The organism is Flagellimonas aurea (genome assembly GCF_017313785.1).
Taxonomy (GTDB): domain Bacteria; phylum Bacteroidota; class Bacteroidia; order Flavobacteriales; family Flavobacteriaceae; genus Flagellimonas; species Flagellimonas aurea.
Genome location: NZ_JAFLNL010000002.1, coordinates 513,843 through 539,760, shown reverse-complemented (window position 1 = coordinate 539,760; position 25,918 = coordinate 513,843). Strand labels below are relative to the sequence as shown.

The 25,918-nt window shown below is 40.9% G+C and carries 23 protein-coding genes; 15 read left to right on the top strand and 8 right to left on the bottom strand.

Translation table 11 applies throughout. The features are described from left to right. Positions 1-29: 29 nt before the first annotated feature. On the bottom strand, positions 30-1,658 hold the full coding sequence (pruA, locus tag J0656_RS05670; RefSeq protein ID WP_207032167.1) for an L-glutamate gamma-semialdehyde dehydrogenase: 1,629 nt from the start codon (positions 1,656-1,658) through the stop codon (positions 30-32). Between the two features lie 457 nt (positions 1,659-2,115). Here pruA and J0656_RS05665 point away from each other — a divergent pair, with 457 nt between their 5' ends. From J0656_RS05665 to J0656_RS05650, 4 genes are all read left to right on the top strand, one after another. After that, complete coding sequence (locus tag J0656_RS05665) at positions 2,116-5,235, top strand: WD40/YVTN/BNR-like repeat-containing protein (protein ID WP_207032166.1); 3,120 nt, start codon at positions 2,116-2,118, stop codon at positions 5,233-5,235. Positions 5,236-5,414: 179 nt separating this feature from the next. After that, on the top strand, positions 5,415-6,686 hold the full coding sequence (locus J0656_RS05660; protein ID WP_207032165.1) for an NAD(P)/FAD-dependent oxidoreductase: 1,272 nt from the start codon (positions 5,415-5,417) through the stop codon (positions 6,684-6,686). A gap of 195 nt (positions 6,687-6,881) precedes the next feature. Further along, positions 6,882-8,192, top strand: a complete 1,311-nt coding sequence (locus J0656_RS05655) for a PQQ-dependent sugar dehydrogenase (protein WP_237688854.1) — start codon at positions 6,882-6,884, stop codon at positions 8,190-8,192. A 44-nt stretch (positions 8,193-8,236) separates the two neighbouring features. After that, entirely contained in the window at positions 8,237-8,896 is a 660-nt protein-coding gene (locus tag J0656_RS05650) for an SDR family oxidoreductase (protein WP_207032163.1), read from the top strand. 136 nt (positions 8,897-9,032) lie between these two features. On the opposite strand, the gene J0656_RS05645 is transcribed toward J0656_RS05650, so the two are convergent. Both J0656_RS05645 and J0656_RS05640 read right to left on the bottom strand, forming a co-directional pair. After that, complete coding sequence (locus tag J0656_RS05645; protein WP_207032161.1) at positions 9,033-9,776, bottom strand: LytR/AlgR family response regulator transcription factor; 744 nt, start codon at positions 9,774-9,776, stop codon at positions 9,033-9,035. A gap of 7 nt (positions 9,777-9,783) precedes the next feature. After that, on the bottom strand, positions 9,784-11,583 hold the full coding sequence (locus J0656_RS05640; RefSeq protein ID WP_207032159.1) for a tetratricopeptide repeat-containing sensor histidine kinase: 1,800 nt from the start codon (positions 11,581-11,583) through the stop codon (positions 9,784-9,786). A gap of 189 nt (positions 11,584-11,772) precedes the next feature. Between J0656_RS05640 and J0656_RS05635 the strand changes: the two genes are divergently transcribed. From J0656_RS05635 to J0656_RS05615, 5 genes are read left to right on the top strand one after another with little or no spacing between them, the layout of a single operon-like run. After that, entirely contained in the window at positions 11,773-12,312 is a 540-nt protein-coding gene (locus J0656_RS05635) for a hypothetical protein (protein ID WP_207032157.1), read from the top strand. 32 nt (positions 12,313-12,344) lie between these two features. Then, on the top strand, positions 12,345-13,319 hold the full coding sequence (locus J0656_RS05630) for a hypothetical protein (RefSeq protein WP_207032155.1): 975 nt from the start codon (positions 12,345-12,347) through the stop codon (positions 13,317-13,319). Positions 13,320-13,322: 3 nt separating this feature from the next. Then, a complete protein-coding gene (locus tag J0656_RS05625; RefSeq protein ID WP_207032153.1) occupies positions 13,323-14,354 on the top strand; it encodes a hypothetical protein in 1,032 nt (343 codons plus the stop codon). Positions 14,355-14,363: 9 nt separating this feature from the next. Next, on the top strand, positions 14,364-15,518 hold the full coding sequence (locus J0656_RS05620) for a hypothetical protein (RefSeq protein WP_207032152.1): 1,155 nt from the start codon (positions 14,364-14,366) through the stop codon (positions 15,516-15,518). A 3-nt stretch (positions 15,519-15,521) separates the two neighbouring features. Continuing rightward, positions 15,522-16,778: a hypothetical protein gene (locus J0656_RS05615; RefSeq protein ID WP_207032151.1), complete on the top strand. Its 1,257-nt coding sequence runs from the start codon at positions 15,522-15,524 to the stop codon at positions 16,776-16,778. 42 nt (positions 16,779-16,820) lie between these two features. Here the strand turns inward: J0656_RS05615 and J0656_RS05610 are convergent, their stop codons facing one another. After that, complete coding sequence (locus tag J0656_RS05610) at positions 16,821-17,234, bottom strand: response regulator (protein ID WP_207032150.1); 414 nt, start codon at positions 17,232-17,234, stop codon at positions 16,821-16,823. Further along, on the bottom strand, positions 17,231-19,042 hold the full coding sequence (locus J0656_RS05605) for a sensor histidine kinase (protein WP_207032149.1): 1,812 nt from the start codon (positions 19,040-19,042) through the stop codon (positions 17,231-17,233). The genes J0656_RS05610 and J0656_RS05605 overlap by 4 nt, the downstream gene beginning before the upstream one ends. A 550-nt stretch (positions 19,043-19,592) precedes the next feature. On the opposite strand from J0656_RS05605, the gene J0656_RS05600 reads away from it, so the two are divergent. Beyond that, on the top strand, positions 19,593-20,543 hold the full coding sequence (locus J0656_RS05600) for a TerC family protein (protein ID WP_207032148.1): 951 nt from the start codon (positions 19,593-19,595) through the stop codon (positions 20,541-20,543). A gap of 80 nt (positions 20,544-20,623) precedes the next feature. Here the strand turns inward: J0656_RS05600 and J0656_RS05595 are convergent, their stop codons facing one another. Continuing rightward, a complete protein-coding gene (locus tag J0656_RS05595) occupies positions 20,624-20,809 on the bottom strand; it encodes a CsbD family protein (protein ID WP_207032147.1) in 186 nt (61 codons plus the stop codon). A gap of 240 nt (positions 20,810-21,049) precedes the next feature. Between J0656_RS05595 and J0656_RS05590 the strand changes: the two genes are divergently transcribed. The 3 genes from J0656_RS05590 (at position 21,050) to J0656_RS05580 (ending at position 23,081) form a co-directional block, all read left to right on the top strand. Beyond that, on the top strand, positions 21,050-21,289 hold the full coding sequence (locus J0656_RS05590; protein ID WP_207032145.1) for a DUF7218 family protein: 240 nt from the start codon (positions 21,050-21,052) through the stop codon (positions 21,287-21,289). 27 nt (positions 21,290-21,316) lie between these two features. Next, entirely contained in the window at positions 21,317-22,333 is a 1,017-nt protein-coding gene (locus J0656_RS05585) for an AI-2E family transporter (protein WP_207032143.1), read from the top strand. Between the two features lie 139 nt (positions 22,334-22,472). After that, the gene (locus J0656_RS05580) at positions 22,473-23,081 is read left to right on the top strand and encodes a nitroreductase family protein (RefSeq protein ID WP_207032141.1); all 609 of its coding nucleotides are present in this window, start codon (positions 22,473-22,475) and stop codon (positions 23,079-23,081) included. Positions 23,082-23,127: 46 nt separating this feature from the next. On the opposite strand, the gene J0656_RS05575 is transcribed toward J0656_RS05580, so the two are convergent. Then, positions 23,128-23,331: a hypothetical protein gene (locus tag J0656_RS05575; RefSeq protein WP_207032139.1), complete on the bottom strand. Its 204-nt coding sequence runs from the start codon at positions 23,329-23,331 to the stop codon at positions 23,128-23,130. Between the two features lie 314 nt (positions 23,332-23,645). On the opposite strand from J0656_RS05575, the gene J0656_RS05570 reads away from it, so the two are divergent. Next, positions 23,646-24,086: a DUF2383 domain-containing protein gene (locus J0656_RS05570; protein WP_207032138.1), complete on the top strand. Its 441-nt coding sequence runs from the start codon at positions 23,646-23,648 to the stop codon at positions 24,084-24,086. 36 nt (positions 24,087-24,122) lie between these two features. On the opposite strand, the gene J0656_RS05565 is transcribed toward J0656_RS05570, so the two are convergent. Continuing rightward, the gene (locus J0656_RS05565) at positions 24,123-25,154 is read right to left on the bottom strand and encodes a helix-turn-helix transcriptional regulator (RefSeq protein WP_207032136.1); all 1,032 of its coding nucleotides are present in this window, start codon (positions 25,152-25,154) and stop codon (positions 24,123-24,125) included. A gap of 213 nt (positions 25,155-25,367) precedes the next feature. On the opposite strand from J0656_RS05565, the gene J0656_RS05560 reads away from it, so the two are divergent. Continuing rightward, on the top strand, positions 25,368-25,703 hold the full coding sequence (locus tag J0656_RS05560; RefSeq protein WP_207032134.1) for a hypothetical protein: 336 nt from the start codon (positions 25,368-25,370) through the stop codon (positions 25,701-25,703). Positions 25,704-25,918: the final 215 nt, after the last annotated feature.

The window sequence follows — 25,918 nt, the reverse complement described above, 5'->3', positions numbered from 1 at the left end:
GACGGCCTTGAAGTTATTCGTTTTTGGTGTTATCCCAAAAAAGGATACCTGTAATCCTCGGGGGTCACGAAGGTTTCCTTGATCAAACGGGGGGAGACCCATCTGAGGAGGTTCTGCATGGAGCCCGCCTTGTCGTTGGTCCCGGATGCCCTTGCCCCTCCGAAGGGCTGTTGCCCCACAACGGCGCCCGTTGGCTTGTCGTTGATGTAGAAGTTACCTGCCGCGTTCTGCAGGGCCTTGGTGGCCTCGTCGATGGAATAGCGGTCGCCGGAGAGCACTGCCCCGGTGAGCCCGTATTCCGATGTGCCGTCCACGAGCTTCAACGTTTCGCCCCAATCCTTGTCCTCGTATACGTAAACGGTCACCACTGGGCCAAAGAGCTCGGTGTACATGGTCTCGTACTGTGGGTCGGTGGTCAAGATCACGGTAGGTTCTATAAAGTACCCTTCGGACTTGTCGTAGTTCCCTCCGGCGATGATCTCTGCATTGTCATCGGCCTTGGCCTTGTCGATGTATTTGGCCAGTTTGTCAAAGGACCCCTCGTGGATCACCGCGGTGATAAAATTGCCCATGTCCTCCGGGGAGCCCGGTTTGTTGAAGGATGCAATGTCCTTCTTCACCAGTTCCAGAATTTCATCGGCAGTGGACTTTGGCAGGTACACCCGTGATGCAGCGCTACATTTCTGTCCCTGGAACTCGAAGGCCCCACGGCTGATGGCAGTGGCCACTTGTTGCGGTTTTGCCGTCGGGTGCGCGATGATGAAATCCTTTCCGCCGGTCTCGCCCACGATGCGCGGATATGTTTTGTATTTGTGGATGTTGTTCCCGATCTGCTTCCAAAGGTTCTTGAACACGGTGGTGGAACCGGTAAAATGTATTCCCGTAAAGTCCGGGCTGTCCAGAACGGTGTCGGAGATCATAACGGGGTCGCCATAGACCACGTTGATCACCCCATCGGGCAATCCGGCCTCCTTGAAGACATCGACGATCACCTTGGCGGAATAGATCTGGCTATCGCTGGGCTTCCAGACCACCACGTTGCCCATCATGGCCGCACTGGCGGGAAGGTTCCCTGCAATGGCGGTAAAGTTGAACGGGGTGATGGCGTAGACGAAGCCTTCCAATGGACGGTACTCGACCCGGTTCCATACCCCTTCCGAGGATTCGGGCTGTTCGCCATAGATCTGTGCCATGTACTCCACGTTGAACCGTAGAAAGTCCACGATCTCACATGCGGAATCGATCTCGGCCTGATAAATATTTTTGGACTGGGCCAGCATAGTGGCGGCGTTCATCTTTTGTCGGTACGGCCCGGCAATGAGCTCGGCAGCCTTGAGGAAGATGGCGCATCGCTGTTCCCAAGTGAGGTCGGCCCAGGCTTCCCTGGCCTCCAGGCAGTTGGCGATGGCCTGCTCCACGTGGGTCTTCTCGGCCAAGTGGTAGTGCCCCAGAATGTGCTTGTGGTCGTGCGGGGGCGACATGGGCCTGGTGTTGCCCGTTCTTATCTCTTCGCTTCCGATGTAAAGAGGAATGTCAACCTCACTGTCGTAAAACGCCTTGTATTGTTTTAGTACTTCTTCTCGCTCGGGAGTGCCCGGAGCGTAGCTTTTGACCGGCTCATTAATAGCGGTCGGAACATGAAAAAATCCTTTTCCCATACTTGATTAAATTAATTTTTAAATATTTATTTCACAGTTGTAGCAAAGTTACTAAAAGGGATATGCATTTTAAACTTTATAGAGGGTCAATTAAAGGTCAAAGTCTTTATTTTTAGGGGAAAATCAGAGATGAAATGAATTTATTTTGTAATTTGTTGGTGTAATAAATTATGACAGTGAAAACCATTTAATTGATTGGCCTCAATTGGTTTTTTTCGGTCAGGGTAAATCGAAATCAAACTAATATGACACTACAGAAAAACACCACCTAAGAATAGTCTTTTACTTAGGGTATTCAAAATTTAAAATAAAAGGTTTAGATACCACAATACTTATGTATTGATGAATCATTACCTCATGCTCCGTATGTATGGACTGCATCAAGTTTGTAGTGCCTAGGTACGGCACTTGAGGACAAGTAAAATTTTATAGAACCAACCAAAATCAACCTTATCAAATGAAAAATCAATTTTTGATATTGCTCTGTATGGCAATATCCTTTTCGTCCTATGGACAACGAAAAAAGCCGGACAGTGGTATAAATGAGCGGCTTTACGAGTCCATGGAATATCGGAACATTGGACCCTTCCGCGGTGGAAGAGCAACAACGATAGAAGGTATTCCCGATGATATCTTTACTTATTATATGGGTGCCACAGGTGGTGGTGTGTGGAAGACCGAGGATGGAGGTGAAACATGGAACAATATCTCCGATGGCTATTTTAATACTACTGGCATCGGAGACATCACCGTAGCACCATCGGACCATAATATTGTCTATGTTGGAACCGGTGAATCCTGTATCCGAGGTGTAAAAACATCTCATGGGGATGGTATGTACAAATCCTTGGACGCGGGAAAAACGTGGGAACATATCGGACTTAAAGAGACGCGCCATATTGGTGAAGTTTACGTTCATCCTACCAATCCCAACAAAGTTTATGTCGCCGCACAGGGTAATCCTTGGGGAACGGACGAATATCGGGGATTGTACCTATCAGAAGATGGTGGGAAGACCTGGGAAAAAATTCTGTATGTTGATGATCATTCAGGAATTGTGGATATGACGGTTAGTGAATCCGACCCCAACTTTATGATGGTAACCTCTTGGGATTTCCAAAGAAAACCCTGGGTTGTACAGAGTGGTGGCCCAGGAAGTAAGGTTTTCAAGACCACAGATGGTGGTAAAACTTGGAAGGAAATCAACAAAGGTCTTCCAAAGCTAAAGGGAAAAATGGGCATCGATATAAGTCCGGCCAATCCAAACGTGGTATATATGGCCATTGAGGCAAAGGAGAGAGAAGGAGGGGTGTATCGCTCCAATGATGCAGGTGAAACATTTTCTCAAACCACTAATGATGCGACAACCTATGCCAGGGCATGGTACTACATGCACATTATTGCGGACCCCAATGATGAAGACGAGCTGTGGGTAATGAACAGTCATGCCATGAAATCCATTGATGGTGGCAAAACCTTTACCGGTAACCCGGGAAGCCATGTAGATCATCACGATATGTGGATCAACCCAAATAATAGTGCCATTATGGCCAATGCGAATGATGGTGGTGCTTCCATCACCTATAATGGAGGTAAAACTTGGTCCACCATTATGAATCAACCCACAGGACAGTTTTACAGGGCAATAACCGATAATGGTTACCCCTACAGAGTGTATTCCGGCCAGCAGGACAACAGTACCATCGCGATAGATAGCCGGGTTATGGACAATGGTATAGGGGAAATGCACTGGGATATCATGCGTGCAGGGGAGTCTTCTACCGTAGCTGTGGATCCAAACAACCCAAGATATGTATACTCCACCTATTTTGCCAGCAATTTTGTGGAATGGGACCGTGATATCGATAATACAAGAATGGTTCGCCCATACCCCGAAAGAATTAGTGGGGAACAACCAAAAAACCTAAAGTTAAGGGCCAATTGGAACGGACCGGTAATGGTGTCGCCACATAACCCTAACGTAATATATTACGGTTCGCAATATGTAATGAAGTCGACGAATAGGGGAGTTACATGGAAAACCATGAGTGAAGACCTTACAAGGAACAACAAGGACCATCAAGGAAAAGGTGGTATTCCAATTTCCAACGAACAGATTACTGCAGAGAGCTATAACAATATTTTCAATATTGAAGAATCTCCTGTTAAGGAAGGGGTGGTCTGGGCAGGTTCAGATTGTGGTTTGGTACACGTAACCCAAGATGGTGGTGAAACATGGACCAATGTGACACCTAAAGGTTTGGAGGAAGGAATCATAAATGTAGTGGAACCCTCCCCACACGATGCCGGCACAGCATATTTTGCCATGGCTGGATACAAGATGAACAATTTTACCCCACAGATCTATAAAACCACCGACTACGGAGCATCTTGGGAAAAAATTGTAACTGGGATTCCGGGCGACACCTTCGCAAGGACGGTTCGTGAGGACCCGGATAGAAAAGGATTGTTGTACGCTGGCACGGAAACGGGAGTGTTCGTTTCTTTTGATGATGGTAAACAATGGCATTCGCTACAGAACAATCTTCCAGAAGTACCCATTACTGATTTAAGGGTGCAGCGTAAAGATTTGGTAGTGACCACACAAGGTAGGGCCATCTGGATTTTGGATGATCTTACGCCCTTGCATCAAATTTCCGATGAAGTGGCAAAATCTGATTACTTTTTGTACCAACCCAATGATACCCATGCGGAATTATCGATTGCCTATAGTTCCGATGGCAGTGGTCAAAACCCTCCAAAGGGTGTTCAAATCCATTACGTGAACAACAAGGAGGTTCCCGCGGATACAAAAATGTCGTTAGAGATTCTGGACAGCGAAGGCGAGGTAATCCATGCCGAATTCACCAATGTTGCAAGAACTGAATGTGATAGCCTGATTAAGCCACAATTAAAAAAGGCAATCGGAACACACCGATACAAGTGGAACATGAGGGAGGGAATGTTCGATTGCCTAACGGAGCTTTATACCACCAATCGAGATTTAAGTGCTTATGATGCAGCTCCCGGTGATTATAAAGTAAGATTGACCATTGGTGATGTTGTCATGACCCAAGATTTTGCCATCACGATTGACCCACGAATCAAGATGAGCGTCGATAATGTGGAAGAAGCCTATGTTGAGCGAGATGGAATTTTCAAATCGATTTATAGTGCAGGTACCGAAATGACCCAAGGGGTAAGGGGCCTAAGAAAGGTAAAGCAACAGCTGAAATTTGTGATGGAAGAATCGGATTCCCCAGAACTAAAGACCAAAGGAAAACTGCTCGAAGAACGTATAGATGATTGGATAGCAAAAATCTTGCAGAAGGAAATGCGGACCTATCAAAGTAATTATATGTTCGAGGCCAGATTGTTGATCAAATACAAAGACTTTCTAAACCGTATTGGTAAAGGAAATCTCCCGGTTACCGAAGGGGTGAGAGAGGTGACCAAAGATTATCTTGATCAATGGCGCAAACTAAAAACCGATCTACAATTCATAAAGAGCAAAGAAGTTGCTGAATTCAACCAGCTTATTGCGAATACGAAGCTTCCCCAGATTTATACCCCTTAACTATTTTTTGCTTCATAGTTGTGTGTTTAGTAGAGAAGGCCCTTTGTTGGGCCTTCTTTTTTGTTTTGTATACATTTTGGTGATTGGTTGGGATAAAATGGAATGTTTTGGTGAGGTTATTAAACCAGTTTAAGTGAAATCTGTTGCGATAACCGTAATTTTGAATAAAAGGCATTGGAATGAAAAATAAGCAAAAAGTTGTAGTCGTAGGAGGTGGGTTTGCCGGATTGGAACTTATTAGAAAGTTGGGCAACTCAAAAATATACGACGTTGTTTTGGTGGATGTGAACAACTATAATTTTTTTCCTCCATTAATTTATCAAGTATCTACAGGTTTCATGGAACCTTCAGCAATAAGTTATCCCTTTCGGAGAATCCTTCGAGATAAAAAAAGTGTGCGTTTTCGCTTGGGCAGTTTGGAAAAAGTGGTGCCATCAGAGAACAAAATAATCTTGAGCAATGGTGAGTTGCATTATGACATTCTGGTGATGGCCACAGGAGCGGAAAGCAATTTCTTTGGAAACAAGAATATCGAAAAATATAGTCTTCCTATGAAGACCATTAGCGATGCATTATCCTTACGGAATACAATCTTGACACGGTTAGATCGTGCCACCCGTTTGCAGAAAGCAGAGGAACGTAAACGATTGTTGACCTTTGTAATTGCCGGTGCAGGCCCTACTGGTGTTGAGTTATCGGGAATTTTGGCTGAAATGAGCTCTTCAATTCTAAAAAAAGACTATCCTGAACTGGATCGGGAAGATCTAGGAGGTATTTATTTGATCGATGGTCAAAAAGCAGTGTTGTCGGCCATGTCCACCAAATCACAGAAATACACGCACAAAAAGCTTGAACAATACGGAGTTAAAATTAAATTGGACACTTTCGTAAAAGACTTCGACAATGAAAAAGTATTGTTGTCCGACGATACAGAAATCTTTACCAAGAACCTGATTTGGGCCGCAGGAGTCTCCGCAAAGACTTTTGAAGGATTCCATAAGGAAAGCTATGGCAAGGGCAATCGTTTAAAAACAAATGAGTACAATCTGGTTGAGGGATATACAAATATCTATGCTTTGGGAGACTGTGCGCTGGTATTAGGCGACGAGGCATTTCCGAATGGACACCCCCAATTGGCGCAACCAGCAATACAACAGGCCGAAAACTTGGCCAAGAACTTGGAGAGGAAAGATGACAATTGGAAGAATTTCGCCTATAAGGATAAAGGATCTTTGGCCATTATAGGAAGGAACAAGGCCGTTTTGGACATTCCCGGTCAAAATTATTCTGTTAAGGGGTTTTTGGCTTGGCTTATTTGGATATTTGTCCATATCATGGGCTTGGTCAATTTTAAGAACCGAATGCGTGCGTTTGTTGACTGGATCGGATATTATATTCACAGAGATCAATATTTTAGGATGATCATTAAACCTAAGGAGCGGGAAGTCTAAAAGCTTCATAGAAGCTGAAATGCTTCTGTTTCGCGACCAAGTAAAAGGGCCTTTTAAATGAAAGGTTTTTTATTGTTTCCGTGACAGTATCGGTGCTTGGAATAGTATTTCGGTCAAAACTTTGACCGAACCGACCAAACTTATCGAAAGAACAACCTTAAATTTATGTGCAAAGTACTCCAAATAAAAGTTCACATGAAAAACGTTCTAAAAGTTACGATATGGTCTATGGTTTTTGTTTTGATGTTGGGAATGCAGCAATCCTGTGGCTTGGATGATGGGACGGACCCAACTATAGAGGGGCCTGAAGGTTCTGAACAGGGAAATGATGATGACGATGGTGATGATGAGGAGCCAGAAGCTCCAGAGGAAGCCCTGGACCCTGTAGAAACAAATGAGCCGAACACGGATTATTCACCGGCCTTCGAAGGACAAACAAGAATCAATGGCGTTCAAACGGAAACAGCATATACCACTACCGTTTTTGCCACAGGGTTATCCAGCCCTTGGGGTATGGCGCATCTTCCGGATGGTAGAATTTTAGTGACCGAAAAGGCAGGTGTCATGAAGTTGGTGTCCACTTCTGGAACAGTGAGCGGCCCGATTACCGGTGTCCCTTCCGTGAACAGCTCGGGTCAGGGTGGTCTCTTGGATGTAGCCGTAGACCCAAATTTTGAAGAAAACAGAATGGTATACTGGTCATTTTCGCAAAATGGTCCCGATGGTACAGCAACCGCCGTAGCCAAGGGAAGGTTGTCGGATAGCGAGGATGAACTGGAGAATGTCGAAGTCATCTACACGGCGATTCCGGAATTTAACAGTACCGCCCATTACGGTTCTCGTTTGGCGTGGGACGGACAAGGAAATTTGTTCGTAAGCACCGGCGACAGATCAAGTACGGTCACTAGACCAGAAGCACAAGAATTGGATGCTGCATTGGGCAAGGTATTGCGAATTACTACCGATGGTGAACCTGTGGCAGACAATCCGTATGTGGGCGAAATAGGGATATTGCCGGAAATTTATTCCTACGGACACCGCAATGTGCAAGGTCTGGCCATTCATCCGGTAACCGGAGATCTTTGGGAATCCGAGCTCGGACCAAGAGGAGGGGATGAGATTAATCTCATTAAATCTGGAGCTGATTATGGTTGGCCAACAATTTCTTATGGATTGGAATATAGCGGAGCGGCCATTGGCTCCGGAATCACTCAGCAAAATGGAATGGAACAGCCTGTCTATTATTGGGACCCAGTGGTGTCACCTAGCGGAATGGATTTTTATTCCGCTAATGCCATCCCTGAATGGACAAATAATCTGTTTTTGGCGGCTCTCAGTGGTCAACACATCGTTAGGTTGGTCATAGAAGGAAATGTTGTGGTCGGTGAAGAGCGATTGTTAGAAGATGAAGGTGAACGTTTTAGAGATGTACTGAATGGTTCCGATGGCGCCCTTTATGTGCTTACGGACGGTGATAATGCCGTAATCTACAGAATAGGTGTATAGGCATCAAAAAAATTTAAAAAGTAAACTTGAAAAAGAAAGATATAATGAAAGTAATAATTATGGGAGCGAACGGAAAAGTAGGAAGATTGATAGCGCAAAAAATGAGCGCATCCGATGAATTTGAACCCACCGCTCTTATCCGAAAGAAAGAACAGAAAGCATATTTCGATTCCATAGGAGTTCCTGTGGTTGTTGAGAGTATAGAAAACTCTGAAGAAAATATAGGAGACGCCATAAGGGGTTTCGATGCCGTGGTTTTTTCCGCTGGTTCAGGCGGTGCCACAGGAGCGGATAAAACCATTGAAGTAGACTTGTTTGGTGCAGTAAAAACAATAGAAGCTGCCAAAAAGAACAGCATTTCACGTTTTGTTATGATCAGTGCAGCACTTTCCGATGACCCCTCCAGTTGGACCTCGGATGGTATGAAGCCCTATTACATTGCCAAACATATGGCAGACAAAGAATTGAAGCGTAGCGGTTTGGACTACACGATTGTTCGTCCGGTAATGTTAACGGATAACGATGATGCAGGTAAAATAACCATCCAATCAGAAACCCATCAACTAAATAAAGAAATTCCAAGGGCTGCAGTAGCTGAAACGGTTCTTAAGGTTCTTCCTAACAGCGGTACCCATTCAAAAATTCTAGAAATGAGCGAGGGCTCTTCAGAAATTGGGAAAGCAATAGCGGAATTTGTTACCTAGACAATCCGTATGAATCATAGCACCCCCTGTTGATCCGAAGTTTGATGCTCCTAACTTTTGATTGGATCTTAATGAAGCTTTTTAATCGAGGGAGGACTGACCCATCGAACTTTGATTTAGGAATACCAGTCCACAATCATGTAATCCTTTTGAGCAGTTCCTCCTTACGTCTTATTGCGACCTCAATCTGGTTGCCATCGGCTAAGGTAATGTGGCCACCTTTCCCCTTAGTATAGGATTCAACAAATTTCAAATTCACCAAATGTGATTTATGAACCCTGAAAAAGTCATTGCCCTCAAGCATTGTTTCAAAAAATTTTATGGTTTTGGAAGCGGTTATTTTTTTTCCTGCTGAGGTATATATATTCGTATAGTTGACATCCGATTGAAGTCGTATGATGTCCTTGGTACCTAGCATGGTATATCCATCGACGGTTGGAATGGCTATTCTTTTGGATGTTTCGCTACCTTCCTTAAAATTATGAAACAGGATATCTATTTTTTTCGATGTATCCTTTAGTCCCTTCTGCTGTCTTAGTCTTTGTAGGGAACGTTTTAGGTCATCTTTATCAACGGGTTTCAGGAGATAATCAAGCGCGGAGAATTTAAAGGCTTTTAGGGCATAGTTATCGTAGGATGTGGTAAAGATAATTTCAAATTCGATTTTCTTCATTGTTGCCAAAAGATCAAAACCTGTCTGGTTTCCTAGTTGAACATCGAGAAAAAGGATGTCAGGAGAGTTTTCGGCAATAATTTGTTGTGCGTTTTCAACAGTTTTGCAACAAGCAATTATTTCGATATCGGGCGCTTCGGCCTCCAACTGTTTTTGTAAACGGTTGATACAATGTTGCTCATCATCCACAATAATGGCCTCTAACATATCTTTTTTAAAATTGGAGCTCTAAAGGGAGCTTTATTTCCACACGGAAACCTTCTGCTTTGTCCATTAGTTCTATAGAGCCTTTAGTGTTCTTTAAATGATTTATTATATCAATCCTACTACTTGTGATTTTGATTCCGTAGGAGTCTTTTGTCTTCTTCTCTTCCCTATTTTGTCCTGATCTTCCGACCCCATCATCTTCCACTATGTATTTTAACATTGTCCCGTCTTTTGCGATTCTAATATCAATATTCCCACCTCCTTTTTTAGGGGCAATGCCGTGCCAGATGCTATTTTCAATAAAGGGTTGTAAAATGAGCGGGGGGACTAGAACATTGTCCGGTTCCAAACTGTTGTCCACGGAGACATGGTACTTTAACTTATTATCGAACCTTAAGCCTTCAATCTGCATGTAGAGTTTCATTAATTCAATGTCCTCCTCAAGTGTTATCCATTTTTTTTCCGAATTTTCAAGTATGGACCGTGTCAATTTGGAAAACTTGACCAAATAGTCATCTGCCTGCTCAATGTCGTTTTTTGATATAAAATCGCTGATCGAGTTCAGGGAGTTAAAAATAAAATGGGGGTTCATTTGAGAACGGAGCGCCTTCAACTCGGTCTCGGCCACTTTTGCATTGAATTCGGCCAATTTTCTCTTTTCCAATGCATCCCTTCTCCTTTTGTACAGAAAATATCCCATGATAGAGAAGACTAACAAAAGTATGGCCCCGATCAGGTATCCGTTCTTGACAAGTTGTTGTCTTTTGATTTCTTCCTGTGCCACCGCTTGTTGGCGCTCCATTTTAAACTGCATCTCCTTTCGGGTCAATTCCGATTTTTTTTCCTCGTTTACTACACTGTCCCGTAATTGAACATGTTTTTTGAAGGCATCGAGCGCCTCTGGTATTTTTTTGTTATGCTCGTATACTTCGCTGAGGACTTCCCAAGAGTCGGATTGCCACTCCACAGCATCAATCTCTTTGGAAAGCGTTAATGCTTTATTTGCATTTGTTTCGGCAAGTTCGTAATCATTAAACAAAAGGTATATCTTACCTATACTGTTCAAAGCTGAAGCCTCAATGTATTTATTGTTTATTTGCTCGGCTAATTCGGCAGCTTCCAAATAAAGGAAAAGCGCTTTTTCGTTTTCATTAAGTTTTTTATAGGCCAGAGCAAGGTTGTTTGTGATTGCAGCTATAAATAGATTGTTTTCTTCAAGTTTGGACAGGGACAATGCCTTCTCCAAATAGGAAACCCCTTCTTCGAACCTTTCGGTGTCGTTATAGATTATGGCAATGTTGGAAAGTGCCTTGATCTCATCCGCCCTATTTCCCATTTCCTGTGATGTGGTGAGATAGGAATGATAATTTTCTAAGGCCAGATCATATTCTTTTAGATCAGCGTGTATATTTCCGATATTGCTCAACAAGCTTGATTGTAGTTGTCGGTCGGTAGTTTTGTGACTAAGGGCCAATGCTTTTTGATATTGATCGAGAGCTTTGATATTATCTCCAAGAACATAATGTAGGTTGCCCATTTGACGATGGGACAGGGCTTCACCCAATGTCCAATCGGTTTTTTTGGAAATGGATATAGCCTCTTCCATAAGTGGAATGGCCTCATTGGGGTCGAAATAAGTTAATTTGTTGGCCAGCTCAATCAGTAGTCCTGCCCGTATTGTATCCATTGGGGAATGTCCCTTCAATTCATTTTTTAGAGAATCGATTTCATTTCCCTGTCCAAATGCTCCAAACGGTATTAAGAGTATAAAGAGTAAGTAGAATACAATTTTGTTTGGTTGATGCATGTGATGAGGTTAGTTGAAACCAAATTTAAGCCATTTGTTACATTAATCCGCTGTTATGCCATGTTTTACGGATATTAAAAAAATGGTAACGGAAAAATTGAAAATATGCACGTTAAATAATTGGTCTTGGCATGGTGACTTGGTTCTATATAGTTTAGGGCTAGCTATATCATCAAACCATTGACTATAATGAAGCATATGTTTTCAATTTTTCTGTACCTCCACATGATTTTCCTTGTCTTTAGTTGCAGTTCAGGTGATGGGAATTTATCAGAGGAAGGCAATCAGAAAGAGGTTCAGGGCACCATACGACTATCGGGAGAGGAAACCTCGGAACTTGGGGAAACGTTGAAAGTTGGCAATATCGAAGTAGCCAATGCCACTCTTTCCGGTACGGACAAATCCATAATATTATTGTCAGAGAACATTACTGTTGTTGATAACGAATTTGTGTACAGCGATGATCAGAATGGTTTTGTGATTGTAGCAGCGGATTTTTCCACTGGAGGTTCTCCTGATGTGGACAAGACCGTTTCCATGACCATTGTGAGGAACGGAGAGGAGTTTAGACATGCCTGTACCTCGCCCTATCTCAGTTTTTTTACGGATTGCGGAGAGGGGTTCGCTGTGGATTTTGAAGGGAAAAAGGTCACTTTTGAAAATACGACAGTGATCAATACCGAAGATGGAGCAATACTTACCTTGGATGGTACCGTAACATGGGAGTAAAATTCACACTATTCAGAAGCAGGATGAAATTCATGGCGGTTATATGTTTATTCCTGGGCTTGGTGTCCCAAGCTTTTGCACAGACAAAAAGTTCTATTGTCTACGCACCACCTTCTGATGATTTTGTTTCCATTGAGCTCCAAGAATTTAAGGGACTTCCTCGGCTAGGCGTTATGGACAACTATGGAGACCGGAATGTAAACCCAAGGGGAGGCGTGCGTGTGGGTAGGAACTCGGCACAGCTTGAAAAAAGCAAAATGGTGGCCGATGGCAGAAATGCTTTTTCCCTTCTTGTCAGTTTAAAATATGTAAAGCCATTTATGGATGATCTGGACAAGCAAAGTTTGACCACTGTAAAAGGCAATATATCTAAAACAGAGGCTAATTCCGCTTTTTTACAGCGATTTTTATTGAGCCAAGTAGCTCCAAACTTATGCTTGAACGAGGATTGCAGAAATGCAGGCCGCGGCAATAATGAATTTGAGAGACTCCGAAACTACAAGACTTTTACAGACAAATTTTTAGAACCGCTTCTAAATTGGAGCCAGCAGGTTTTTATGAACGGAGAATGGATAATCTATCATGTTTCCACTCTTAACATTGGCAGTAATTATGACTTTGATAGGGGAGGTTATTGGGTGTATCACTCCTTGGTACTCAATGATATTTTTCCAATGCGGCAAGGTGTGATGAAACGGGTGGTATTTGAACCTTTAAGCCCTTATGAACGAGCACTTTCAAACAAGTTGGAAAATCCTAAGAGCGTTCCGTTTTTTTTACAAATGGATGCGCAAACGGCCGAAGGTTTCAAAAAAAAGGGAAACAATCGATTATATCTGGTCAAAAAAATCACGTTGAGACCTTTGGATAAAGAGTTGGGGGACCCAACAGAGCCAATCGAGTTCGGATACAGCCATGAAACTCCAGACTTGGAAATTTATACGGACCAAGGATTGACCGATCATTACAGAACACTTTTCATGAACGACCTTACTCTTAAAAATTAATATATGGACCAGCGTATATGGATTGTTCTTTTGCTTTTGATACAAATAGTCGTACACGGACAGTCGCCAGAAATGGTGTTCGAGCCACCTTCGCCTGATTTTATATCCCTTTCCTTACAGACGCACGAGGGGAAGCTTCGTTTTGGTAATCAAGACGAATATTTCCTGAAGTCGGATGGAACCTATATCAGCTCAAGGGATGATGGTTATTTTGAAACGGACAAACGCTCCAGTCATAACAGGGCAAGCAGACATGCCTTTGTGGAACTGCTTAAAATGAGGTTTAAAAAAGAGATGTTCGATGCAATGGACAAGACTTATTTTACGGAACGAAGGCAAAACATGTATGAAGAGGAAATTAAATCCCATACCGCTCAACAACATGTACTGACCTTGGCCAATGCCCTCTGCAACAAAACACAATCCGTTCGTTTGTTTTGCAATCCAAAAGAGGGGGATTGTACCTCAGTTTTTCCAAAAGATGGGTATTATAACGAACCGAGGAACATTAAAGGTTGGGGTGGTAGAGGTGCTTCGGAATTCCAAAAATTAAGGGCATACACCACATTTGTTGAAGAGTTGTTTCCATCCGTGGAACAATGGGCGGATACTTTGTATCCGGATAACACATTGGAAGGGTATTATGTGGTAAAGACGCAATTGGAACAATACGATTTTAAGGCTGGAGGATATTGGTTTCACACCCATCAGTTCCATAACCAAGGTTTTTTGTTGTCGTGGCATGATCTACAACCGGTCAATTCTTCCGAACGTAAATTGCTGCACCCCAATGGTTCTTCCCTATTGTTACAAATGGCACCGGACAAGGCGGAGGACTTTTCTGAAAAGTATCAACAAATTTTTCTTGTATTCAAGGTATCCGCATCACTAAATGGTTTGGAAAATTATCGAGCCGACCAGCTCAAAACCACCTTTGCCTTGGACAGCTCTATAATTACAATATACTCTGATGACTCCCTCACAAGTAAAGTGGCCGAAATGGATATTGGTTCGGTGGAGATTAAAACACGATAATTTGCAGATATGAAAGGATTAAGAATACATATGATTCTGGTAATGGGACTTGGTTGCATGATAATGCCCATATCCCTCCAAGGTCAGTTTTTAAAAAAGCTGAAGAAAAAGGTAGAGAACAAGATCGTCAATAAAGCCAGTGAAAAAACCGATGAACTTTTAAATGGGGAAGGTGCCGGGAATGATTCGGGCAATGTCAAAAATACCAAGGAGACAGAAAACGGCACTATTGGGGATAATGCATCGGCAAATGGTTCAAAGCCCACTATCCAAGACAATAATATTATCACCCATAAAGCCCCGAACAAAGACTTTATTGATATTGTGATACAGTCTCACAAGGGATTGCCCAGATACGGCGACGTCTATTATTTGAGAGGTAAGACAGCATCTACCAATAGCAAAGCCTATAAAGCTTTACTGGAGCTTAAATATATGAAGGAATTATTGGAGCAGATGGACAAATCCAAGTTGACAACGTACAACTATGCGCAAGATGATACAAAGACCAAGTATTCCAATAAAGCACAACATCATTTGTTGATGCTCGGTAAGGATGTGCTTTCCGATAAACGCCTACAAGAATACTTTTGTGATGCTGAATCGCCTTGTAACTTCTACAATACCGCCGGAGAAAGAAGCCTGGTGCCCAGTTGGGGAGGTACAAGAAACAACGAATTTGCTCAAAACCGGAGCTATACGGCATTCATTCAGAACCATCTTGAAGCATTGGAAGCATGGAGCAATACGTTTTTCCCCAATGATGAGCAAATCGCCTATTTTGTTGCGCGGGGCGCGGTCAACGGAAAGTATGATTTTAAGAAGAAGGGATATTGGATACGGAGCATATTTTCCATAGGGGGTGATTTTATTTTGCACAATACCAACTTTATGCCCTATACCGAAAATGAGAAAACTTTAAGGCACAGTTCCAAAAGTATTTTTCTGCCGGTAGAACCTTCAAAAGCAAAAGAGTATGCCCTTACCAATGTTTCTCCTGTTTTTGTGGCTTTTAAAGTGAAGGTCTTCCCAAAAATTATTGCACCGGACCAAATACAATGGGAATTCCAATTGGAAGATAGCGATGTGGAATTTTATAAGGATGGTCTCCTAAGTCAAAAATTAGGTGAGGTTGATATGAAAACTGTAACATTTAAGGATTAGAAGATGAAAATTATTCGTTCCAAAAAAATTCGACCGTTGATGGTGATGGCATTCATACTGGTAATGCCACAGTGTACCAATGCCCAGTTTTTTAAAAAATTGAAAAAGCAGGCCGAAGAAAAAATAATGAAGAAGGCCGATAAAAAAGTTGATGATCTATTTAAAGGTAACAAGAAAAGCAAAGATCAGGAGGTAGGGCATCAATCTGGAAATATGGACAACGGGAGCAAAGGGGGGAATACACAAGAAGGGAACAAACCGGAAGAAAAAATCTCGTACGACCATTCAGATTACCTTGTTTATAAATCGCCAAATCCTGCAGCTTTCAAGGATATAGTGATTCAAAAATTCAAAGAGCTTCCAAGATTCGGGGCCATTGATTCATATATGGACAGGGACAATCCCAAAAAAGCGGATCTCTCCAAAGATGCTGCGGACAAAAGAAATCTTACGGGTCTAGGATATGCAGGTTTTCAGCATTTGGTGCGCATTCATATGTTGAAAGAACATTTTAAGGTGATGGACAGAACTGCGATTACCGTTCCTACCAAAGGAAAGATTATAGAAAAGGAGGCCAAATCCAGTTTGGCCCAAAAAGTATTAAAGGAGTTTGCCTTTACCATGGGTACGGATGCCCTTAAAAAGGAATACTTTATGAACGATTGGAGTGGAACCGGAAAAAGTGCTTTGGTGAGGGAATGGGGAGGCCATCAGGCTGATGATTTTACCGAGAACGAACGATATGTCGATTTTGTAGAAAAGTATTTGGATGAAATATTGGAATGGAGTTCGGATTTTTTTTCTGATGGTTCACAGGATTTTCAATTGGTGCATGCCATTAAGTTTTATGGCCAATACGATTTTGACAAAGGAGGGTTCTGGGTACAGCTTCCCATTGAACGGCAGTCCATGGAAGTTTCGTCCTTGGACTATTTCAGCGAGTTTTCTCCCAAGACACCTTACGGGAACCAAATAGCGAACACTATGGCCCAAGTAGAATATATCAATGGATACGTATTGTTTAAAATAGACCCCGGTAAGGCCGAGGCTCTCATCAACGACAAAAGTGTACTTCTTCAACTCACCATGAAGGTTCGGTCGGTATTTAAAGCATTTGAAACAAGCAATCCATTTGTTTACGGAGCCGATTATACCTATCATTTCTTGGATCCGACCCTGGAATTGTACTCAGATGCATTATTGACAAAGAAGATAGGCGAAATAGACTTGGAGAACTTGATTTACAAAGAACCTAATTGAGTTAACCCCAGAAATATTTCAAAACCACGAAAAAACAATTATTTACCATTTCTTGTTATATACCTCGGTTAAGATTTCGGCCAATTTTTCTTCGAATACTGGTTTTACAACATATCCGGTTATTTCTTCAAAATTCTGGGCCCTTTTCAGATCATTGGGGTCGTCGGAAGACGTTACCATAAATATATCCACATTTTGACTGGATAGGGAAGGTTTCATTTTTTTAAATTCCGCTAAAAATCCCCATCCGTCTAAAAAAGGCATGTTTATATCCAGTAGGATTACCTCGGGCAAGGGTACGTTTTCCTTAAGGCACATGGAAATGTATTCAATGGCCTGTTCCCCGTCGGTAAATGTGTTTATGACAATTTCTTCTGATAAATTGCTCAATATCTTTTTGGTTACAAATAGATAGACTTCATCATCATCGACCAATAAAATTCTAGGTTTTTTCATATCCTTTTAAATGTAATTTTAAACGTTGTTCCCACGCCTTCTTCACTTTCCACCTCCAGTGTGGCATCCATGACTTCCAATTGGGATTTTACTATAAAAAGCCCCATTCCCTTGCCGGATATATTCCGGTGAAACCTTTTGTAGAGCTTAAAAATGTTGTCTCCGTGCCTATCTAAATCAATACCAAGACCATTGTCCTTTACATAAAGTACTTTGTGGTCGTTTTCCCAACTGCTTTCAAAGATTATATGGGATGGGGCGTCTGACTTTCTATACTTAATGGCATTGGACAGGAAATTCTGTAAGATGCTCTTCATATAAAATTTGGAGGATTTGATGGAATGCCATGCATCCAGCTTGTAAACGATCTCAAAATCTTGAGCGTCATCATCCAAAAGGGTTTCCACAAAATCTTTCTCGACTTCTTGCAGCAATAAAAGGAGGTTTACATTTTCTACTTGTAATTCCTTATTGTTCAAAATGGAAATATAGGTGCTTACATCCTCTGTAAGGGTACTGATGTTATTGGAAATGGTTTGCAACTTGGGAAACAGCTCCATAAAGGTTTGCTGATCTTTGGACTTGCTCAACAGATCCACCATTATGGACATGCTGGTTACCGGTGCTTTTAGATTATGGGCCACAACATAGCTGAAATTTTCGAGTTGCCGGTTACGTACCTGAAGACGTTCATTGGAAAGCTTTACAAGCTCATTGGTTGATTTTAACTGGGCCTGACTGCTCAATAATTGTTTGTTTTTTTGCTGAAGTTGGGTGACGAAATTCTTTTTTTCTCTCTGAGTTCGGGCATAAATCAAAGCAATCAAGGTGATTACGATCAGGGTAAGGATGTTGAATAGAATCAGATTTTTTCTGATGGTCTGCAGTCTGCCCCTTATATAGGTTGGTGGTATTTCCTGAATTATGGCCCAATCATTATCGGTAACGATTTCGGCCATATCAGTGTAGCGGTTCATTCCAACATCTTTTTCAAAGCCCGTTCTTACATTTTGGTATACCCATAAACTGCCGTTTTCCATAAAGAAGGTGTCCCTCGGAAAAATCAATTTTTTGAGTTCGAGCTTCTTTTTTATGGCTGAGTCTGTAGGGCTCATCTGCGCTTGATGAGGTAAAACATTATCAGAAAGATTGGTGGTGATTACGTTTCTACTTTTATCCAATAGATAAAAGTTGTCGCCGGAAATTCTGGTTTTAAGTAAATCAAAAATCTTTTTCATGTTAAAATTGATTACTGCCAGACCGACTTGGGCATTGTTGATATCGTATATAGGGGTCACTCCTCGTATAACTGGTTTGTGCGGAGTTTCCAAGACACCATTTTCCCTGTTGAGTTCTATGGGCGAAACATACACTTGCCCTTTTCTTAAAGAAAGCCCTGCCTGAAAATAACCTCTATCCACTTTATTTTGCAGGTCGGCAGGAGCCATACTATCTTGGTCTACTTTTTCATACCTCACTAGTTCATTGCCATGAAGGTCGACCAGCCGGAATTGTTCGTACACATCCAGTCCCTGCATGGTTCTTATGTAATTATTTAAAAAATCAGGGTTTAATTGGTTTTTATCGGAGAAGGATGCTGGAAATGTAACACTTGACCAAAAAGAGGTAATATCTATCAAAACCATTCCTTGATCTATCAAGTTGTAGCTTTTGCTTAAGATATTCCGTTGCTGTATTTGCCCCATGTTGGTAATCAGCTCTTTCTTTTGGAGATATCCCCAAACAAGGGTAAATATTAAGAGGGGAATATAAAGCGCCGCGGATGTTTTGATAATCCTGTTCCACATAAGGAGGTATTTTAACAAATTGATAAAATCAACCCATTGAGGTGTTGAATTTGTAAAAATTTATCTATGTTTTTTGTAGGAGAACTATAATCAAGATACATATATTTTATGTTTTACTAAAATTTCGCGTATATATTTGGTTTTAAAATGAAGTGGTTCCAAATGTTTTGAAAGAACCGATGGAATCGATTTTTATGTGCGGTTACCTATAGATGTTGAGCTGGATAACAATTGGAACAGGTGATAAAAGGGTATTTGGTGTTTTTTAGATTGATAGACAAGAGCTCCTTATGCAGCCCATCCAATGTTTCTTTTGCTCATTCACTTCAATTGAAAAGCATTTTTTCGTCGACTCTCACCTGAAGATTTTATGATTATAGTATAAAAAGGTAAGGTTGTATCAATAAAACACCTCTCCTGAACGCAGTATGATTAAGTAAGGAACAAGGACATTGATTTACTTTAATTCCAGTTTAACATTTTATTATACAACGTTTTGGTGAGGGAATCTGTTCCTTTGTATATTTTCGACCCATAATACATTTAGCGTATGACGGTTTGGATTATCTTCCTCTTGGGTATTCTTGTTTTTTTAGCTTTGGATTTGGGCGTTTTCAACAAAAATGCCCACGTGATAAGCGTTAGGGAAGCATCACTATGGACCGCGGTCTGGGTTTCGTTGTCCATGCTGTTCTCGGGAGTTATCTATTGGCTATACAGTACCGGTAAAATAGATAATGTTGATGGCCTCGAACCCATGGAAGCCACAATAGATTACATTACCGGCTACCTTATTGAACTTTCCTTGAGCATTGACAACATTTTTGTTATCGCGGTAATTTTCGCTTCTTTTCAAATACCACAAAAGTATCAGCACCGTGTCTTGTTCTGGGGAATTCTGGGTGCGATAGTTTTTAGGGCCCTAATGATATTTTTTGGAGTGGCGCTCATCAAAAAATTCAGTTTCACGACCTATATCTTTGGGACGTTTTTAATATTTACTGCCATAAGAATGGTGGTTTCCAAAGAAAAGCCCTTCGAACCCAAAAAATCATTCATTTATCGGAATCTCCGAAAGATCATGCCCATCACCTCACATATGGATGGACAAAAGTTTTTTGTGAAACTACGGCACATTACGGCAGCCACTCCGTTGTTCATGGCGTTGATAATTATTGAATTTACTGATGTTTTGTTCGCTTTGGACAGCGTTCCGGCGATATTGGCCATTACATCCGACCCTTTTTTGGTGTTCAGTTCAAATATATTTGCCATTTTGGGTCTTAGGTCCATGTACTTCTTTTTGGCCCATATGATCAATAAGTTCCAATATCTTAAATACAGTTTGGTCGCTATCTTAAGTTTTGTGGGGCTTAAAATGATTTTGGCTCACCATATTGTATTTCCAAAATGGATTTCTTTGGGCTTTATAGCTTTGGCTCTTTTTCTGGGTGTTTTGGTATCGTGGCTTAGGCAGGACAATACAAGCCTGGACAAATGATGTAAAAACACAGGAAATATTGACCCATAAAAAAGGCCCTCAATATTTTGAGGGCCTTTTTTATGGAAAACCGGTTTAACCTATAGTTTTTCGATTTCCTTTTTCAAAGTTTCTTTGGAATTTCCTGTCTTTTCTTGAAGTCTTCCCAACATTTGGTCAAACTTTCCTTCGGAATATTTCAGGTCGTCATCGGTAAGCTCACCATATTTTTCTTTGAACTTTCCTTTTACCTGTTTCCACTTGCCTTCTAATTGATCGTTGTTCATATCTGTATAATTTTAAATTAATAATTCTACATCCAATGTATTTCTTTCCATCGCGGGAGATCGCCCCGGAAACTTAAAATATTGACGCAATCAAAAGTTTGATCTTTTTTACGGTTATCAAGGATTGATTATGCCTATAAAGACAATAAAAAAGTCAAATGGGGCAAGCATACCCACTTGATTTTTTAAATTTTGAAGAGGTCAGGTATTAAATCTTACAACAAATCAAAAATCATTGTTATGCCAAATCCACAAATAAAGAATGAAGAACAATATGAAGCTTTGAGGGATAAGGGCTACAGTAAAGAAAAGTCGGCCCGGATTGCAAATACACCGGATTCAGGAAAAAAAGGAGGCAAAGCAAGCCCTTATGAAGAATGGACCAAGCAAGAACTATATAAAAAGGCCAAGATGATAGGTATAGAAGGCCGTTCCAAAATGTCAAAGAAAGAGCTCATAGGTGCTTTGAGAAACCACTGATAAAGCGATTTCAATTTAAATAAGTTTATGAAATATATCCACCCGAAAATAATCCGCCAGATTTTTATTCTCCTTTTAATTTCATTGATCGGAGGGTTGATCATGTTGGAAATGGCTCCCTATTTTTCGGGAGTGCTCGGAACAATTACGTTGTTTGTATTATTGAAAAAGCCAATGAAAAAATTGGTGGACAAAGGATGGAATCCAGTACTCTCTGCCAGTTTGCTAATGGTAATGTCCTTTTTCATTATACTGTTGCCGATTTCGGGGGCCTTGCTAATGTTGGGAAACAAAATCAGTAAGGCGTTGGATAATTCGGAAAAGCTCACATCCATCATAAAATCACAAATACAGTATTTTGAAAATCTAGTGGGGTACAAGTTCAGCTCACAAGTAGATGCTTCTGCCGTATCTGAATGGCTGTCGGGAAGTCTGCAAGGTTTTGTGGGGGGCACCTTCAATACCGCAATCGCCATATCCATAATGTATTTTCTTCTGTATTACATGCTAACCAATCAAAAAAAACTTTACAAATCTCTTTTTGATTATGTTCCCATAAGCAACAAAAACCTAACGATTATTGGAGCGGAAATACGGGATATTGTCAAAGCAAATACATTGGGAATCCCATTGGTGGCGTTGGCCCAAGGAGTTGTTGCTTTGATCGGTTTCTTGATATTTGGAATAGAAAATCCATTTTTTTGGGCTCTAATGGTTACCATTGGTTCCATGATTCCCTTTGTAGGCAATCTTTTAGGAACCCTTCCGGTCTTTATACTCACATTGAGCGATGGGGAAACTTTTCAAGCTTGGGGGATTCTTGTATATGGGATCGTTGTGGTAGGATTAACGGACAACATCATCAGATTGTACGTGCTCAAAAGACTGGATGATGTGCACCCGCTGATCACTTTGATAGGGGTTATTGTGGGAATACCTTTGTTTGGATTCATAGGTCTGGTTTTTGGCCCTTTACTGATCAATCTGTTTTTGGTGATCGTAAGGATATACAAAAGGGAGTATGGTAAAGAAGATGTTCAATAACGTAATGGCAAAAGATAGATAGAACTCGATTTTGTTCAAAAAAGACCGATGTGATTTTTTTAATGCAATAGCATCAAAATAATAAGGTTTTGTGACAAGCGATCTGAAGTGATAAAAGTATACTTAAATAAAAAGAGCGATGAAGAAAGAATTGGAACAAGTCAGATTAGGTAACATAGCGGATACCGATTACGAAATTTTTGCTTTGCTAAAGCAAAGATACAGCCCGAGAACATTTAGGGACGAGAAAATTAAAAAAGGCCAGTTAAATCAACTTTTTGAAGCTGCCCGATGGTCCGCCAGTTCAAATAATTTACAACCATGGCGATTCATCTATGCCGAAAAAGGGTCCGAAGCTTTTGACAAGATTGTGAATTGCTTAAGTGATTTCAACAAGAAATGGGCTCCAGAGGCCCCTTTGCTAATGTTGGCCATTTACAAGGAAAAAACTAATGATGGAAAAGAGAATTTCCATGCGCTGCACGATCTGGGGCTTTGTTTGGGCAATATGTCCGTTCAAGCCCAATATTTGGACATAGCACTGCACCACATGGCCGGTGTAGATTGGAAAAAGGCCCAGAAAGAATTCAATGTGCCGGACGGGTACCACATTTCATCCGCTATTGCGGTAGGGTACTATGGCGGGGAACTGGATAAGTTGCCCAAGAAACTTCAGGAAAGCGAGTTGGCCGGCCGACAAAGAGTACCCCAAGAAGACTTTGCATTTAAAGAAGTTTGGGAAAGTTGAATCAGTGTTAAGCTTGCTCTTTGCAGAATATTATGATATCACAATGCTAGGAGGAGGCAAGGTCCGGTGTTTCAAAAAAGAGTCCCGAAAGCACAATTCCGAATACGATGAGTATGAGTATTGCCAATATGATTACAAATCCTAGTTTGGTAATACCACTTTTTTGGAAAATATAGTTTCGTTTGGGGCTGTTTTCATCCTTAACGAGTTCCGTGTTTTCTTGAGGCTGTTTTTGATCCTTCTTTTTCATAATGAGTCACCTTAAAGTTGATGGCTAGGTTATTCCAATGATTAATCATTGGTTTGGTGAAACTATAGGTTTTTATTTTTTTGCCTTAGCATATTCAAAAAAAATATTGACTCAAAAAGTGGAGATCAACCCCTGCGTTTCCATTAAGGCAGCAATGGGCATGTTTTTGTGTTCTTTGTACAGATATGTTGATCAAATGGGTCAACAATCATTTTTTCTGAGATAGTCGTTGAACTTTATTTTGAAGTATCTTTAGTTATAAGGATGAATTCTTACTCCCCCGATAAAGCCATCCCCCTTAAAATCAAAAGTAAATGAACTATTCTCGATCACTGGGGAAGAAACTCAATAATCTTCTGGAAAAAATATATATTTCCGAAAATGAGTTCGAAAGGGCGGGGAAATTAGCCGATAGTCCCTCTTTAAAAAACTTTTTTTTAGAAAAGGCGAAGGAACGCTGTCATTTTGGGCATGAACTGAAAATAGAGATGATGAAGTTCAATCAAGAAATAAGGGAAAACGTAGGCTCCGCAGGAACATTGCAACAGGGATGGATGGATTTTTCCATACACAGGAACGAGCCTATGTTTGGAGGAGCCATAGAAGCCGAGGGAGCAACGCTTGATAGTTATAGAATGGTATTGCAGGAAATAGATCTGCCTTCCAGTGTAGAGATGATCATTCGGCAACAAATGAACAAAATCTCCAATGACTTAAACATCATAAAAAGATTGGGAAAGATCGCACAATCATAAAAACTGTACAAGTAAAGATTAAATCAAAATAGAAAATTATTTTGAATGGCCATTTTTGACCTGAGTGTGGTATTCCTTTGGTGTGATATTGTACTTTTCCTTAAAGAGCTTCGAAAGGTAACTTCTGGAATTTATTCCTACCTTGTAACTTATCTCAGTAATGTTCAAGTCGGTATTTTCCAGGTATTCTTTGGTCTTTTCAATCCTGTAATTTCGGATGTATTCGTTTACCGATACATTGTAAAGCTTTTTAAAACCAAGTTGCAATGTGGTTTGGTTCAATCCCACTCTTTTGGCCAAACTGACAATATTGTCCATTCTGTTTAGCTCATCATGGATTATTTCTGCAGCTTTTTCAATTTTGGACAGGGTGGCCTGTCTGAGTATTTTATGTTCTCCAGATCCATTGAGGTCATCCAGATATTGTTGTAGTTGATGGGATAATATTTCATAGGCCTTTCCTTCCTGGTACACCGTCTTCATAAAATCCGTAAGATCGCACTCTGTAAACTCTTCCATAAACTTTGCAATTTCCAGACTGTAATGGGATTTGTGATAAAACAGTTGGGTACCGTTCAGATCGCGGAAGAGATCCATTAAATCTGTATTCATTTCGGGAAGAAACTCACTGATCTTATCCTCGAAAAGTTTCCTGTTGATCTCCAAACTATAAACACAAATGGGTTGATTGGGAGGAAAACTGAATATGTGGTTGTTGTGTGGCGTGCTCGATAAAATAGCGTTCTCCAATCGTTGTATTTCATGCTCCCCATCGATTTCATCGAACCTGTGCACAATAGGGGATTCCCTGTTAAAAATAAGTTTTAAAGGGTGTACCAATCCTTTTTTGTATGCCAGGACCAGTTCTTTTTTTAGTTGGCAATCAAATTCCAAAACGCCCACACCGTTTTCAAAGCAAGTGCCCTTAATGAACCCCGAACCCAATTTGGAAGGTAAACGTAAGCAGTGTTCGTTGTTCTCTTCCTCAACATTTATTTTGAGGTTGTCGGCTAGGTCATTAATGAATTGTTTGGTGTCCGTATCACGTATTTCAATTGTAACGCTCATTGCTATAATCTATAAGGCAGTAGGCTATGGCCGGGCTATGATCAACTTGTAAAAAGAAGATTGCCAAAGACACTATTATTTAGTTTTAAACTGTTAATTACGTATATTTTTCAGTTATGTGCCAATTTTATTTTTAAATGGGTCAAGAATGTTAGGTAATGTGTCAACCAAAATAGTTGCATTTCCCCATATTTGATAAAAATAGCATCAGGGATGGAAAATGAAAACGCAAAGCACGAAAAGGATTATATAAAAGCATATCAAGAAAAGGGATATACTGCCAATTTTAGGTTCGAGGAAGGAAAACTGATTGCTTCCGATTCTAAAACAAGCTATTCCCCAGATGACGTCCATATTGTTGCCGACCATCGTTATGAAGGTATGAGCAACCCGTCGGACATGTCAATTTTATATGTTTTGGAAACCAATGATGGAAAAAAAGGAACCCATTTATTGGGATATGGGCCTAATGCGAATCTGGATGCAGCCGAATTCTTTAAGGCCATTCCCGATGAGAATGTTTCCGATAAGGCAAGCATTGATTCTTGATTTTTCCATTTAATAAACAACGAATCCGCAAAATTCATTTAAAAAAATCTAGTGCCCTTCTACTAGATACAATTATTTATTTTCTTCTTAACGGTAACGTGGACGTATGTTCCATTAAACAGAGGTTTTTTTTAAGGAAAGACTCTGTATTAGAGTATTGAATAAGTCATCAAGACATTCTTTCCTTCATTCATGCGGTAAGTTCAATATTGGCC

What these genes read in the sequence shown, in the direction of transcription:
- pruA (WP_207032167.1), bottom strand. Translation starts at nt 1,658, where the DNA reads ATGGGAAAAGGATTTTTTCATGTTCCGACCGCTATTAATGAGCCGGTC.
- J0656_RS05665 (WP_207032166.1), top strand. Translation starts at nt 2,116, where the DNA reads ATGAAAAATCAATTTTTGATATTGCTCTGTATGGCAATATCCTTTTCG.
- J0656_RS05660 (WP_207032165.1), top strand. Translation starts at nt 5,415, where the DNA reads ATGAAAAATAAGCAAAAAGTTGTAGTCGTAGGAGGTGGGTTTGCCGGA.
- J0656_RS05655 (WP_237688854.1), top strand. Translation starts at nt 6,882, where the DNA reads ATGAAAAACGTTCTAAAAGTTACGATATGGTCTATGGTTTTTGTTTTG.
- J0656_RS05650 (WP_207032163.1), top strand. Translation starts at nt 8,237, where the DNA reads ATGAAAGTAATAATTATGGGAGCGAACGGAAAAGTAGGAAGATTGATA.
- J0656_RS05645 (WP_207032161.1), bottom strand. Translation starts at nt 9,776, where the DNA reads ATGTTAGAGGCCATTATTGTGGATGATGAGCAACATTGTATCAACCGT.
- J0656_RS05640 (WP_207032159.1), bottom strand. Translation starts at nt 11,583, where the DNA reads ATGCATCAACCAAACAAAATTGTATTCTACTTACTCTTTATACTCTTA.
- J0656_RS05635 (WP_207032157.1), top strand. Translation starts at nt 11,773, where the DNA reads ATGAAGCATATGTTTTCAATTTTTCTGTACCTCCACATGATTTTCCTT.
- J0656_RS05630 (WP_207032155.1), top strand. Translation starts at nt 12,345, where the DNA reads ATGGCGGTTATATGTTTATTCCTGGGCTTGGTGTCCCAAGCTTTTGCA.
- J0656_RS05625 (WP_207032153.1), top strand. Translation starts at nt 13,323, where the DNA reads ATGGACCAGCGTATATGGATTGTTCTTTTGCTTTTGATACAAATAGTC.
- J0656_RS05620 (WP_207032152.1), top strand. Translation starts at nt 14,364, where the DNA reads ATGAAAGGATTAAGAATACATATGATTCTGGTAATGGGACTTGGTTGC.
- J0656_RS05615 (WP_207032151.1), top strand. Translation starts at nt 15,522, where the DNA reads ATGAAAATTATTCGTTCCAAAAAAATTCGACCGTTGATGGTGATGGCA.
- J0656_RS05610 (WP_207032150.1), bottom strand. Translation starts at nt 17,234, where the DNA reads ATGAAAAAACCTAGAATTTTATTGGTCGATGATGATGAAGTCTATCTA.
- J0656_RS05605 (WP_207032149.1), bottom strand. Translation starts at nt 19,042, where the DNA reads ATGTGGAACAGGATTATCAAAACATCCGCGGCGCTTTATATTCCCCTC.
- J0656_RS05600 (WP_207032148.1), top strand. Translation starts at nt 19,593, where the DNA reads ATGACGGTTTGGATTATCTTCCTCTTGGGTATTCTTGTTTTTTTAGCT.
- J0656_RS05595 (WP_207032147.1), bottom strand. Translation starts at nt 20,809, where the DNA reads ATGAACAACGATCAATTAGAAGGCAAGTGGAAACAGGTAAAAGGAAAG.
- J0656_RS05590 (WP_207032145.1), top strand. Translation starts at nt 21,050, where the DNA reads ATGCCAAATCCACAAATAAAGAATGAAGAACAATATGAAGCTTTGAGG.
- J0656_RS05585 (WP_207032143.1), top strand. Translation starts at nt 21,317, where the DNA reads ATGAAATATATCCACCCGAAAATAATCCGCCAGATTTTTATTCTCCTT.
- J0656_RS05580 (WP_207032141.1), top strand. Translation starts at nt 22,473, where the DNA reads ATGAAGAAAGAATTGGAACAAGTCAGATTAGGTAACATAGCGGATACC.
- J0656_RS05575 (WP_207032139.1), bottom strand. Translation starts at nt 23,331, where the DNA reads ATGAAAAAGAAGGATCAAAAACAGCCTCAAGAAAACACGGAACTCGTT.
- J0656_RS05570 (WP_207032138.1), top strand. Translation starts at nt 23,646, where the DNA reads ATGAACTATTCTCGATCACTGGGGAAGAAACTCAATAATCTTCTGGAA.
- J0656_RS05565 (WP_207032136.1), bottom strand. Translation starts at nt 25,154, where the DNA reads ATGAGCGTTACAATTGAAATACGTGATACGGACACCAAACAATTCATT.
- J0656_RS05560 (WP_207032134.1), top strand. Translation starts at nt 25,368, where the DNA reads ATGGAAAATGAAAACGCAAAGCACGAAAAGGATTATATAAAAGCATAT.